Origin of the sequence: Erwinia sp. E602 (assembly GCF_018141005.1) — a bacterium.
In the GTDB taxonomy this organism is placed as follows: Bacteria; Pseudomonadota; Gammaproteobacteria; order Enterobacterales; family Enterobacteriaceae; genus Erwinia.
Map to the genome: position 1 here is coordinate 320973 of NZ_CP046582.1, position 12380 is coordinate 333352.

The following is a 12380-nucleotide window of genomic DNA, read 5'->3' on the forward strand; positions in this document are numbered from 1 at the left end:
CGCACATCATGGATATGACAGATATCACTGTTCAGGCCGGCCATCGCGGCAAAGCAGCGGGGTAATTCAGCTGAGTGGCTGAGAAAAGTCAGCGGCAGCAGAGTGACAAGCGATAAGTGAGAAGTGATAAGGGCGGATCCTGCGATCCGCCCTTTCTGGCAGCGATCAGATAAGCGGTGATCTTACCTGAACGGGCTTAGCGTTTTTTCCCGAACGCTGCCGCCAGCGCGTCGCCCATCATGCTGTTACCGGCAGGCTGTGCCGCCGGGCGCGGCTTCGCGCCTCTGGCCGGACGGGCGTTATCACGGTTAGCCGGCGCGTTACCACCGCCGCGCCGCGCGTTGCCTTCGCCCGGCTGCTCGTCCAGACGCATGGTCAGCGCGATGCGCTTGCGCTGCAGATCGACCTCCATCACCTTGACCTTAACGATATCCCCGGCCTTCACGACTTTGTGCGGATCGTCGATGAATTTGTCAGAGAGCGACGAGATATGCACCAGGCCATCCTGATGCACGCCGATATCAACAAACGCACCGAAGTTGGTGACGTTGGTCACCGCGCCTTCCAGCACCATGCCCGGCAGCAGGTCGCTCATCTGTTCCACACCGTCGGCGAACTGCGCGGTTTTGAACTCAGGACGCGGGTCGCGGCCCGGTTTTTCCAGCTCTTTGATGATATCGCTGACCGTCGGCACGCCGAAGCGCTCGTCGGTAAAATCGACGGCTTTCAGGCCGCCCAGCGCCGCCGGGTTGCCCATCAGCGCGCTCAGCGCCTGCTCGGTGGCGGCCAGAATGCGCTCGACCACCGGATAGGCTTCCGGGTGGACGGTTGAGGCATCCAGCGGGTTATCACCCTGGTTAATGCGCAGGAAGCCGGCGCACTGCTCAAAGGCTTTCGGCCCGAGGCGGCCGACCTTCAGCAGCTGCTGACGGTTCTGAAAACGGCCGTTCTCGTCGCGCCAGCTGACGATATTCTGGGCGATCATTTTGCTCAGCCCCGCCACGCGGGTCAGCAGCGGCACCGAAGCGGTATTCAGATCGACGCCAACGCCGTTTACGCAGTCTTCCACCACCGCATCCAGCTTCTTCGCCAGCTGGCTCTGGCTGACGTCGTGCTGGTACTGGCCGACGCCGATCGATTTCGGGTCGATCTTCACCAGCTCGGAGAGCGGATCCTGCAGGCGGCGGGCGATGGAGACCGCACCGCGCAGCGAGACGTCGAGGTCCGGGAACTCCAGCGCCGCCAGCTCGGAGGCGGAGTAGACCGAGGCGCCGGCTTCGCTGACGATCACCTTCTGCCCCTTCACCGCCGGGAACTGTTTCTGCACGTCGAGGTAGAAGCGCTCAGTCTCGCGGGAGGCGGTGCCGTTACCGATCGCCACCAGCTCGACGTTGTGCTTCTGGCACAGCGCGGCGACGCTGGCGGCCGCTTTGGCGGTCTGGCCGGTGTGCGGATAGATGGTATCGGTAGCCACCAGCTTGCCGGTGGCGTCGACCACGGCCACTTTTACTCCGGTGCGCAGGCCCGGATCGAGGCCCATGGTGGCGCGCATCCCGGCCGGAGCGGCCATCAGCAGATCGTGCAGGTTGCGGGCGAAGACGTTGATCGCCTCATCTTCCGCGCGCTCGCGCACCGTCCCCATCAGTTCGGTTTCGAGGTGCAGCAGCACCTTGATGCGCCACGTCCAGCTGACCACCGCTTTACGCCAGGCGTCTGCCGGGGCGTTGTTCAGGCGCAGGTCAAGATGGCTGGTGATAATCTGCTCGCCGTGGCTTTCGCGCGGCGGTTCGTCAGAGTGCGGATCCGGGTTCAGCGCCAGCTGCAGCACCCCTTCATTGCGGCCGCGCAGCATCGCCAGCGCGCGGTGGGACGGCACGCTGGCCAGTGCTTCGTGATGGTCGAAGTAGTCGCGGAACTTGGCGCCTTCTTCCTCTTTACCGGCTACCACTTTCGCCACCAGGTGAGCGTTCTTCCACAGATAGTCGCGCACCTTCGCCAGCAGGCCGGCGTCTTCGGCAAAGCGCTCCATCAGGATATAGCGTGCGCCGTCGAGGGCGGCCTTCACGTCGGCTACGCCTTTGTCGGCGTCAACGTAGCCCGCCGCCAACTGCTCGGGGTCATGCTTTGGCTCGTGCCACAGCGTTTCCGCCAGCGGCTCCAGCCCGGCTTCAATGGCAATCTGCCCGCGGGTGCGGCGCTTCTGCTTGTAGGGCAGGTAGAGGTCTTCCAGCTCGGTTTTGCTCAGCGTGCCGTTGATGGCCGCGGCCAGCTCGTCGGTCAGCTTGCCCTGATCGGCAATGGATTTCAGAATCGACTGGCGGCGATCGTTCAGCTCGCGCAGGTAGCTAAGGCGCGTTTCCAGCTGGCGCAGCTGGGTATCATCCAGCCCACCGGTCACTTCCTTACGATAGCGTGCGATAAACGGCACGGTATTCCCTTCATCCAGCAGGCGAACAGCGGCGTCGACCTGTTCTGCCCGCGCCTGCAGTTCCTGCGCAATAATGCGGCTCAGTGATTCATTCATCATGATGTTCTTTTATGGCTTAACAAACAGGGCATCAGTTATACGGATTACAGCGCGGTATTTCCAGCGGCGGGGGTGTTGGATGCGGCACGGCGCGCGTGCTTTAAGAATCTTTAACCCGGCAGCGTGCATTGACGGGAAATTTCTTTCCTGTGCTGCCGGGTCTCTGCAGTGTGTTTCAGCACGCTTTACGCAGGTTTGCTATAGGTGATCTCATTGACATACCACAGCGCCTCACCCAGCGGCGTATGCACGGTAGCGGCATCGCCGACCTCTTTCTTCAGCAGCGCGCGCGCCATCGGTGAATCGATGGAGATATAGTCGTTGCGGCCGAAGATCTCGTCGTAGCCGACGATGCGGAAGCGCTTGATCTCGCCGTCGTCGTTCTCCACCTCTACCCAGGCACCGAAGAACACCTTGCCGTCCTGCTGCGGCGAGTAGTCAACGATGCGCAGCTGCTCGAGGCATTTGGTCAGGTAGCGCACCCGGCGGTCGATTTCGCGCAGGCGCTTTTTGTTGTACTGGTAGTCGGCGTTTTCGCTGCGGTCGCCGAGGCTGGCGGCCCAGGTGACTTTTTTGGTCACGTCCGGGCGCTCCTCGCGCCACAGAAAATCCAGCTCCTGCTTCAGCAGGTCGTAGCCTTCACGGGTGATCAGTTTGGTTTTCATGGTTAAGCCGGGGTTGCCTCGGGTAAGGCGCTATTCTGTGATGAAGGGGGGCGGGATGCAAATGACGTAATAGACCGTGCGGTAGGGCGCTGTCAGAAGTGTGCTTACTCTCTGTTTGTGATGGCGAATTCATCCTCTTTGCCCCTTGTCAGGGTGCGCTTGTGAGGGAGGATCGCAAGATAAACCCCTGTTTAATATGCTTTGTAACAATTTCGGCTACAATATAAACCATTATTGACTGTTACATTCAGGCATCTTTTTTAAAAATACCAGCACGGGCAATAGCGCCTTTGGGAGTAACGAAATGCAAGAAAACTACAAAATTCTGGTCGTGGATGACGATATGCGCCTGCGTGCGCTGCTGGAACGTTATCTGACCGAACAGGGCTTCCAGGTGCGCAGCGTCGCCAATGCCGAACAGATGGACCGCCTGCTGACCCGTGAGTCCTTCCACCTGATGGTGCTGGACCTGATGTTACCGGGCGAAGACGGCCTGTCGATCTGCCGCCGTCTGCGCAGCCAGAGCAACCCGATGCCGATCATTATGGTTACGGCGAAAGGGGAAGAAGTTGACCGTATCGTCGGCCTGGAGATCGGTGCCGATGACTACATTCCTAAACCGTTTAACCCGCGTGAGCTGCTGGCCCGTATCCGCGCCGTGCTGCGCCGCCAGGCCAACGAGCTGCCGGGCGCGCCGTCGCAGGAAGAGGCGGTGATCGCCTTCGGCAAGTTTAAGCTGAACCTCGGCACCCGCGAGATGTTCCGTGAAGACGAACCGATGCCGCTGACCAGCGGTGAATTTGCGGTACTGAAGGCGCTGGTCAGCCACCCGCGCGAGCCGCTGTCGCGCGATAAGCTGATGAACCTGGCGCGCGGCCGCGAATACAGCGCCATGGAACGTTCTATCGACGTACAGATCTCCCGCCTGCGCCGCATGGTGGAAGAGGACCCGGCGCACCCGCGCTATATTCAGACCGTCTGGGGCCTGGGCTACGTGTTTGTACCGGACGGCAGTAAAGCATGAGGCGATTCCGCTTCTCTCCCCGCAGTTCATTTGCCCGTACGCTGCTGCTGATCGTGACCCTGCTGTTTGTCAGCCTGGTCACGACCTACCTGGTGGTGCTGAACTTTGCCATTCTGCCCAGCCTGCAGCAGTTCAATAAAGTGCTGGCCTATGAGGTGCGGATGCTGATGACCGATCGGCTGCAGCTGGAAGATGGCACGCAGCTGGAGGTGCCACCGGCCTTCCGCCGTGAGATCTATCGCGAGCTGGGCATTTCGCTGTATACCAATGCGGCGGCGGAAGAGAGCGGACTGCGCTGGGCGCAACACTATGAGTTTCTCAGCCAGCAGATGGCGCAGCAGCTGGGCGGGCCGACCGATGTGCGGGTTGAAGTAAATAAAAACTCGCCGGTGGTGTGGCTGAAAACCTGGCTGTCGCCGGATATCTGGGTGAGGGTACCCTTAACGGAGATCCACCAGGGCGACTTCTCGCCGCTGTTCCGCTATACGCTGGCGATTATGCTGCTGGCGATCGGCGGTGCCTGGCTGTTTATCCGCATCCAGAACCGACCCTTAGTGGAACTGGAGCACGCGGCGGTGCAGGTGGGGAAAGGCATTATTCCGCCGCCGCTGCGCGAGTACGGCGCGTCGGAGGTGCGATCGGTAACCCGCGCATTTAATCAGATGGCCTCCGGCGTGAAGCAGCTGGCCGACGATCGCACGCTGCTGATGGCCGGGGTCAGCCACGATCTGCGCACGCCGCTGACGCGCATTCGCCTGGCGACAGAGATGATGTCCGGGCAGGACGGCTATCTGGCCGAGTCGATCAACAAAGATATCGAAGAGTGCAACGCGATTATCGAGCAGTTTATCGACTACCTGCGCACCGGCCAGGAGATGCAGTTTGAGGTCGCCGATCTGAACGGGGTACTGGGCGAGGTCGTGGCGGCCGAAAGCGGCTATGAACGCGAGATCGAAAGCGCGGTGATGCCGTCGGAACTGATGCTGGATATTAACCCGCTGGCAATCAAGCGCGCTGCGGCCAATATGGTGGTGAACGCTGCGCGCTACGGCAACGGCTGGATCAAGGTGAGTTCGGGGCGTGAGTTGCAGCGGGCGTGGTTCCAGGTGGAGGATGATGGTCCGGGCATTGAGCCGGATCAGCTCAAGCATCTGTTCCAGCCGTTTGTACGCGGTGACAGCGCGCGCAGCACCAGCGGTACCGGCCTTGGTCTCGCTATCGTGCAGCGTATTATCGACGCCCACCAGGGCACGCTGGAGATTGGACGCAGCGACAGGGGCGGCCTGAAAATCCGTGCCTGGCTGCCGCTGCCGCCGGTGAATACCCTGCCGGGCACGCCGGCACCCTGACTGACCGCCTGACCGCCTGACCGCGGTCACAAACGTCCTCAGAGTTTCGGGCCCGCCTTCACCAGCGCGGCACCCGCTGCGGTATCGGTAAATTTTTCAAAGTTGGCGATAAAGCGCTGCGCCAGATCCTGCGCCTTCGTTTGCCACTCCGACCCGTTAGCGTAGCTGTTACGCGGATCCAGCAGCTGACCGTCTACGCCGCTGACCTGCAGTGGCATCGCCAGGTTAAACACCGGCAGCGTTACCGTCTCCGCCTCGTTAAGTTCGCCGCTGAGAATGGCGTTGATGATGTTGCGGGTATCCTGCAGCGAAAACCGTTTACCGCTGCCGTTCCAGCCGGTATTCACCAGCCACGCCTGCGCGCCGGCGGCCTGCATACGTTTTACCAGCACCTCGGCGTACTGCGTCGGGTGCAGGGTGAGGAACGCCGCGCCAAAGCAGGCGGAGAAGGTTGGCGTCGGTTCGGTGACGCCGCGCTCGGTGCCGGCCAGCTTGGCGGTAAAGCCGGACAGAAAGTGGTACTGCGTTTGTGCCGGGGTCAGCCGTGACACCGGCGGCAGCACGCCAAAGGCGTCAGCGGTGAGGAAGATCACGGTTTTCGCGTGACCCGCTTTCGAGACCGGCTTAACGATATTTTCAATATGATTAATCGGGTAAGAAACCCGGGTATTTTCGGTCCTGCTGCCGTCGGCGTAATCCACCGAGCCGTCCGCGCGCACCACTACGTTCTCCAGCAGCGCGTCGCGGCGTATGGCGTGATAAATCTCCGGCTCGGCCTGTGCGGAGAGGTTAATGGTTTTAGCGTAGCAGCCGCCTTCAAAGTTAAACACGCCGTCGTTATCCCAGCCGTGCTCGTCATCGCCAATCAGCTGGCGCTGCGGATCGGTCGAGAGGGTGGTCTTGCCGGTCCCTGAAAGCCCGAAGAATATCGCCACGTCGCCCTGTTTCCCCACGTTGGCCGAGCAGTGCATGGATGCGATCCCCTTCAACGGCAGCAGGGTGTTCATGATCGAGAACAGGCCCTTCTTCATTTCGCCGCCGTACCAGCTGCCGCCGATCAGCTGCATACGCTCGGTCAGGTTAAACGCGACAAAATTTTCCGAGTTCAGCCCCTGCTCCTGCCAGTGCGGATTGGTACATTTTGCGCCGTTCATCACCACGAAGTCCGGGGTAAAACAGGAGAGCGACGCGTCGTCCGGCCGGATAAACATGTTCTTGACGAAGTGCGCCTGCCAGGCAACCTCGGTAATAAAACGCACGCACAGGCGGGTATCCGGGTTAGCGCCGCACCAGGCGTCGACCACAAACAGCCGCTTGCCGGAGAGCTGGCGGCTAACCAGCTCCTTCAGCGCATGCCAGGTCTCCGGCGTCAGCGGCTGGTTATCATTTTTACCGGTGCCCTGGTCGCTCCACCACAGCATGTCGCGGGTGGTCTCGTCACGCACCAGATACTTATCTTTTGGCGAACGGCCGGTAAAGACGCCGGTATCGACGGCAACGGCCCCGGAGTCGGTCACCGTACCGCGCTCGTAACCGGTCAGCCCGGGGCGGGTCTCTTCCTTAAACAGCAGGTCGTAATCGGGGTTATGGATTACCTCAGTCGTGGCGGTAATACCATAAGTAGCAAGCTCCCCGGAAGTCAGGCTGTATACGCTCATAACGGCTCCTTTGGTGGTGTGCTGCAACAACATAAATGGCGTGTTTCTGGATGAATAGCGATTAAATCCGCAGGTTTCGGTCAGGGCAGGATAAAAATCGGCTGGAGAGATCGCGCGCAGTGTACACCTGCTACGAGTAAGGGAAAGGGGTAAAAGGTAAAAGTGAGAGGCCGTACGTTATTCGTCCGTTCGGATTGCAGGATGCCGCAGGAGTCGTGTCAGAAGATGCGGTATTGCGGCGACTCAGGGGAATATGAGCCACTTCCCGGCGCGAGCGGGGCACCTGAACAGCACGACTGCGCAGGAGAAAACAGGGAAAGCCCGGTTGGTAAAATGATTCAGGCCATCGGGGAGTCTGGCAGGATAGAAATAGACCGCCGCTGAAGTCGCCACTACCGGGCCCTCAGTTGAGGGCCCGGTAGTGGCGCGGGCGCAATGCCGCTATAAATCAGTGAACCTGTTGGTCCGCTGCCGCCGACCCGCTGCGGATGGCCGCAATATCCACCGCGTCGAAAACATAGTGGCTGCCGCAGTAGTCACAGTGCATATCAATATTGCCATCTTCCGCCAGGATCTCGTCGACTTCGTGCTGCGGCAGGGTGCTCAGTACATCGGCGCAGCGCTCGCGCGAGCAGGTGCACTTAAAGCAAACCGGCTGCGGATCGTACACCGTCACCTCTTCCTGATGGTAGAGACGCCACAGGACTTCGGTGGCCGGCAGGCCGAGCAGCTCTTCGGTTTTCAGGGTTTCGGTCAGGGTGGCGAGGTGGCTGAAATCGTCCATCTGGCTGTCCTGGGCCGGCAGCACCTGCAGCAGTACGCCGCCCGCGCCCGGCTGGCCGTCGGCCTCACCGGTGTGGATAAACAGCCGGGTTGGCAGCTGCTCGGAGCGCATAAAGTAATCTTCCAGACAGGCGGCCAGCGTGTCGCCTTCCAGACCGACTACGCCCTGATAGCGCTCACCCTCTTTCGGCGAAATGGTGATGATCAGGTAGCCGTTGCCGACCAGCTGTTTCAGGCTGCTGCCGTCGGCGATCTCGCCCTGCACGCGCGCCACGCCGCGCATCTCCTGCTGATTGTTACCGTTAATTACCGCCAGATTCAGCGGGCCGTCACCCTGCAGCTGTACGGTGATATCACCGTCAAACTTCAGCGTGGCGGTCAGCAGGCTGGTGGCCACCAGCAGCTCACCGAGGATCTGCTGCACCGGTTGCGGGTAGTCGTGCCCGGCGGTGATTTCGCGCCAGGTCTGGGAAACGTTGACCAGTTCGCCGCGCACGGCGTGGTTTTCAAACAGGTAACGGTGCATCTGATCTTGCTGGGACATAGCTTATTCTCTCGTTGTGGCGGGCCGGGGTTACTCAGCACCCTCGCCGGAATTTTTAAATTTCATCAGGTCGCGACGCTCTTTTTTATCCGGGCGGCGGTCGGGGTGCGGCATGCTCAGCGCATTCAGCTTACGCGCCAGCGCCACCTTTTCGCGCTTCTCAATGCTCTGCGCGGTTTCCAGGTAGAGCAGCTGGGCGTCGCCAGCCGGGCCGCGTTTGTCGCTGACGGCCTGGATCACTACCGTGCGCTCGTCGTTTCCCTGACGCAGCGTCAGTTCGGCACCGCTCTCTACCAGTTTGCTCGGCTTACCGCGCTGGCCGTTATAGTGAACCTTGCCGCCCTCGATCATTTCGCGGGCGATGGCGCGGGTTTTATAGAAGCGCGCCGCCCACAGCCATTTATCAAGACGGACCCCGTCAGTGGGTTTTTCTTTCATCGTGGCTCCTTGGGAATACCCCTATATGTGGGCACCCTGGGTGCTTTCAAGTCAGCGAAGGGATCGCCGCAGGAGGTATCGGGTCGGTGAAGTCAGATTAGACTTAAAAATAGCACAAACTGTACAGGGCCTGTCACGGGCGGATGGCCTTGATATCGCCCAGCGAGTGGCTGAAGCACTTATCGTAGTACTGCTGGATAGCCAGCAGGCGTTGACGATTGCGCTGAATACGCAGCAGGGCCAGCAGCGTGTTGAGGATAAAACCTGTCAGCAGCACCAGCAACAGCAGGCTGGTGCCCAGATAACGCCACAGAGTCGTGACGTCGGGTTCGCTGTGCAGCACCACGTGTCGGGTGCCGTTGGCATCGGTGGTGATACCGGTGACGATGCCGGAAACGTTGAAAGGCGTATGCAGCATCATGCCGGCCAGCCGCTGCAGCGCCGGCCACTGGTCCGGCGCGTTGTAGTCAAACAGTGATACCGGCGGGGCTGGCTGGCTGACCAGCTGACGACCTTCGTCGCTGATCAGCAAAAAACCGCCCGGCGGCGGGCTGTTCAGCGCCTCGGCAGCCCGGCGCGTTTCGCGATAGAAGAAGGTGGCGGTGGCGGTGTTGACCAGATTTTCCAGTGCGTCGGCGCTGACCGGACGCAGAATCACGTTAGTGCCGTTCAGCGCCCCGGAGTCCGCGCGGCGTACCAGCGTCGGCCAGTCTTTGGCGCTGCCGAGGTTGACCAGCGCGTTTTTCAGCCGGACGCAATCCTGCTCCTGGCTGCACAGCGCCTGAGTTTTCTGCACAATATCCGAAAAGTCATCCAGCAGGATCATCCCGGCCTTCTGAATGGCGCTGGCCAGCTGCGGGTTCAGCTTGGCATCGCCGCCGGTTTGCGGGTGCAGCTGCTGGCTGATGGCGTCCACCAGTGCGGTGGCCTTATCGATCACTTCTGACTGCGGCAGCGGCAGCGGCACGGCGTTATTCCAGTACACCGCAGAACAGTCGAACGGCATAAACGCGTAGTTTCGGTTGCCCTGATAAATGGCCGGTACTGAACACATCCCGGTACCTTTTACCCGCAGGCTGTCGCCGACGCGCAGGTGGGCTTTTTCCAGCTCGCTGACCTGGCTGACCTGCAGGCTTTCGGTGCCCTTAATCCACGCCAGGCTGATTTTCCACGGCATGCTGAGGGGAACCCAGCTCATCAGCAGCGCCAGCACCAGCAGGCAACCGGCCGCCAGCACCACGTTTTTGCGCCAGCGCTGCAGGGGAAAATTACGCACTTCATCCTGCAGCGACAGGAAGCGCCCCTGGCGCACTACGTGGCGGCTGAGGTAGAGATCGATTTCTGTGGTCTGGCCGAGATCCTGGGTGACGTAGTTCTGCCAGTGCGGCGGATAGATCAGATCGATGATGCCCAGCGAGATCGAACTGGCCTGGCCCTGGTTCGATTCACCAAACAGCCCCCAGCGTTTCGGCGTGCCGCGCAGGCAGTGGATATCACGCAGTGCCTTGCTGGCGGGCGGGCGATAGAGGAACCAGCAGCTGACCAGCACCATGCTGACGCCGGCCAGCACCAGCCACGGCATTAGCACCAGCGGTCCGGTCAGGGCAACGAAGAACAGCAGCAGGGCCACGCCGATCACCAGCGCCTCACGCGTGCCGTCCGGGCGGTTCAGCGCGTACTCTTCCGCACTCTCTTTACGCACGCGCAGCAGCTCAACGTTTTCCCTCTCTTCCTGGCGGATTGAGGCGTTTTGTCCGCTGACGCGCAGGGCGCTGCTGAGCACCGGGGGCTCCCAGCGGTATTCGTCAAGCGTATGGCCGTTCAGGGAGATAACTAATGGCACGCTTTGCGTTTTAATCAGCTCGACGAAGTTCTCTTCGGCAATGAACTGCTCCCACTGCGCGGGCAGATGCACCTCAACTTCATCAAGGTAGTAGCGCCACTTATGCGGTTCGTCGGTCGACAGACCGTAGCGGGTGATGGCCCGAGTGACCGGGTAAACGTTGTTGCTTTGTGACGTTAGGGCGAGCTGCTGCGGCGAGCTGCTGGATCCTGACGGGATCGTACCGCTACGATGGCGCGCCAGCGCGGACAGATAGCGTTCAACCGCCGCACGCTCTGTGCTGTTCAGCTTGCGATTGGGGGGGCTGATAAACGGCAGGGGTTTAGCAAAAGGCGGGCGATGGCGCATGGCGAACCAGAACAGGCAGCCGGCCACGACGAAGCCGGCCAGCATTACAGCCAGGATGATGACCACTGTGCTCATGCTTCCCTCATTTCCGCCACGATTCCCCTGTCACCGTTCTCGCGTAAGACTCTCGTCATGCCCTGACCAATTGTGGCGAGTTTGCGCCGTGCTTGCAATCAGCAATAAATGGAAAAAGAGTAATAAAAATCATAGCGTTATAATGTTTGTATTCGATGCCCGTCCTGAATGGTACCCGGAATTTCTCATGAAGAATATCGGCATAATCCTATTTATCTGTGGGTGGCTTGACTTGCATTAAAAGAATTTCCTTATGTTTACAATGATTTGTTATAAATAGGTGAAATGATTCATGCGATGATTGGATTCCTGCGGTGGCTGCCGCACAATGAACGTTAATACGGTCAGTTCTCGCTGTCGACGCGGGTACCGGCGCTTACTTCGGTTATATCCTGGGGCCATGATGACCAGACAATTACAAAAACCTGACATCCTCAAGGTCGAGACGGTGGCGCAATCGCGGTTGTTTACCGTTGAAGCGGTGGATCTTGCCTTCAGCAACGGCGCACGCCGGGTCTATGAACGGATGCGCCCGTCCGATCGTGAAGCGGTGATGATTGTGCCGATCGTTGACGATCACCTGATCCTGATTCAGGAGTACGCGGTGGGGCTGGAGTGCTACGAGCTGGGCTTCCCTAAAGGGTTGATCGACCCGGGTGAAACCCCGTTTGAAGCCGCGAACCGTGAGCTGAAAGAAGAGGCCGGTTTTGGGGCAGAGCAGCTGGAAAGTCTCGGCAGGCTGACCATGGCCCCCTCCTATTTCTCCAGCAAGATGAATATCGTGGTGGCGGAAGGGTTATATCCGGAACAGCTTGAAGGAGATGAACCGGAGCCGCTGCCGCAGCTGCGCTGGCCGCTTAACAACCTGCTGGCGCTGCTTGATGAGCCGGATTTCCGCGAAGCGCGTAACGTCAGCGCGCTGTTTCTGGTGCGTGAATGGCTGGTGAAGCAGGGGCGTATAGCGTACTGATCCGCAGGTAAACGCGGTACGTGCAGTCATACAGCGGTGACCCCTTTAGGGTAAACGCGCAGTCACAACCTTAGTCAGGATCGGGCGCGGGGATAAAAAAAGGCCGGGTTGCCCCGGCCTGTATCGCTGAACCGCCGGGCTGGCCCGGCATCACTC

General features: G+C 60.2%; 9 protein-coding genes. 3 read left to right on the top strand and 6 right to left on the bottom strand.

Annotated elements, in window-relative coordinates:
* Positions 1–196: 196 nt before the first annotated feature.
* Both GKQ23_RS02795 and greB read right to left on the bottom strand, forming a co-directional pair.
* A complete protein-coding gene (locus GKQ23_RS02795) occupies positions 197–2527 on the bottom strand; it encodes a Tex family protein (RefSeq protein ID WP_212409723.1) in 2331 nt (776 codons plus the stop codon).
* Between the two features lie 185 nt (positions 2528–2712).
* Entirely contained in the window at positions 2713–3192 is a 480-nt protein-coding gene (gene greB / locus GKQ23_RS02800; RefSeq protein ID WP_212409724.1) for a transcription elongation factor GreB, read from the bottom strand.
* 304 nt (positions 3193–3496) lie between these two features.
* On the opposite strand from greB, the gene ompR reads away from it, so the two are divergent.
* Positions 3497–4216 (top strand): two-component system response regulator OmpR, encoded by a 720-nt coding sequence (gene ompR, locus GKQ23_RS02805; protein ID WP_001157751.1) that lies wholly within the window; start codon positions 3497–3499, stop codon positions 4214–4216.
* Positions 4213–5565: a two-component system sensor histidine kinase EnvZ gene (gene envZ, locus GKQ23_RS02810; protein WP_056232555.1), complete on the top strand. Its 1353-nt coding sequence runs from the start codon at positions 4213–4215 to the stop codon at positions 5563–5565. The genes ompR and envZ overlap by 4 nt, the downstream gene beginning before the upstream one ends.
* A 38-nt stretch (positions 5566–5603) precedes the next feature.
* On the opposite strand, the gene pckA is transcribed toward envZ, so the two are convergent.
* The 4 genes from pckA to GKQ23_RS02830 form a co-directional block, all read right to left on the bottom strand.
* Positions 5604–7223, bottom strand: a complete 1620-nt coding sequence (gene pckA, locus GKQ23_RS02815; RefSeq protein ID WP_212409725.1) for a phosphoenolpyruvate carboxykinase (ATP) — start codon at positions 7221–7223, stop codon at positions 5604–5606.
* Between the two features lie 448 nt (positions 7224–7671).
* Positions 7672–8550: an Hsp33 family molecular chaperone HslO gene (gene hslO / locus GKQ23_RS02820; RefSeq protein ID WP_212409726.1), complete on the bottom strand. Its 879-nt coding sequence runs from the start codon at positions 8548–8550 to the stop codon at positions 7672–7674.
* Between the two features lie 30 nt (positions 8551–8580).
* A complete protein-coding gene (hslR, locus tag GKQ23_RS02825) occupies positions 8581–8988 on the bottom strand; it encodes a ribosome-associated heat shock protein Hsp15 (protein ID WP_212409727.1) in 408 nt (135 codons plus the stop codon).
* A gap of 133 nt (positions 8989–9121) precedes the next feature.
* Entirely contained in the window at positions 9122–11254 is a 2133-nt protein-coding gene (locus tag GKQ23_RS02830; RefSeq protein ID WP_056232547.1) for an intracellular growth attenuator family protein, read from the bottom strand.
* 403 nt (positions 11255–11657) lie between these two features.
* On the opposite strand from GKQ23_RS02830, the gene nudE reads away from it, so the two are divergent.
* Positions 11658–12224, top strand: coding sequence for an ADP compounds hydrolase NudE (gene nudE / locus GKQ23_RS02835; protein ID WP_056232545.1), 567 nt, complete (start codon positions 11658–11660; stop codon positions 12222–12224).
* The last annotated feature ends 156 nt before the right edge of the window (positions 12225–12380 follow it).

What these genes read in the sequence shown, in the direction of transcription:
- GKQ23_RS02795 (WP_212409723.1), bottom strand. Translation starts at nt 2,527, where the DNA reads ATGATGAATGAATCACTGAGCCGCATTATTGCGCAGGAACTGCAGGCG.
- greB (WP_212409724.1), bottom strand. Translation starts at nt 3,192, where the DNA reads ATGAAAACCAAACTGATCACCCGTGAAGGCTACGACCTGCTGAAGCAG.
- ompR (WP_001157751.1), top strand. Translation starts at nt 3,497, where the DNA reads ATGCAAGAAAACTACAAAATTCTGGTCGTGGATGACGATATGCGCCTG.
- envZ (WP_056232555.1), top strand. Translation starts at nt 4,213, where the DNA reads ATGAGGCGATTCCGCTTCTCTCCCCGCAGTTCATTTGCCCGTACGCTG.
- pckA (WP_212409725.1), bottom strand. Translation starts at nt 7,223, where the DNA reads ATGAGCGTATACAGCCTGACTTCCGGGGAGCTTGCTACTTATGGTATT.
- hslO (WP_212409726.1), bottom strand. Translation starts at nt 8,550, where the DNA reads ATGTCCCAGCAAGATCAGATGCACCGTTACCTGTTTGAAAACCACGCC.
- hslR (WP_212409727.1), bottom strand. Translation starts at nt 8,988, where the DNA reads ATGAAAGAAAAACCCACTGACGGGGTCCGTCTTGATAAATGGCTGTGG.
- GKQ23_RS02830 (WP_056232547.1), bottom strand. Translation starts at nt 11,254, where the DNA reads ATGAGCACAGTGGTCATCATCCTGGCTGTAATGCTGGCCGGCTTCGTC.
- nudE (WP_056232545.1), top strand. Translation starts at nt 11,658, where the DNA reads ATGACCAGACAATTACAAAAACCTGACATCCTCAAGGTCGAGACGGTG.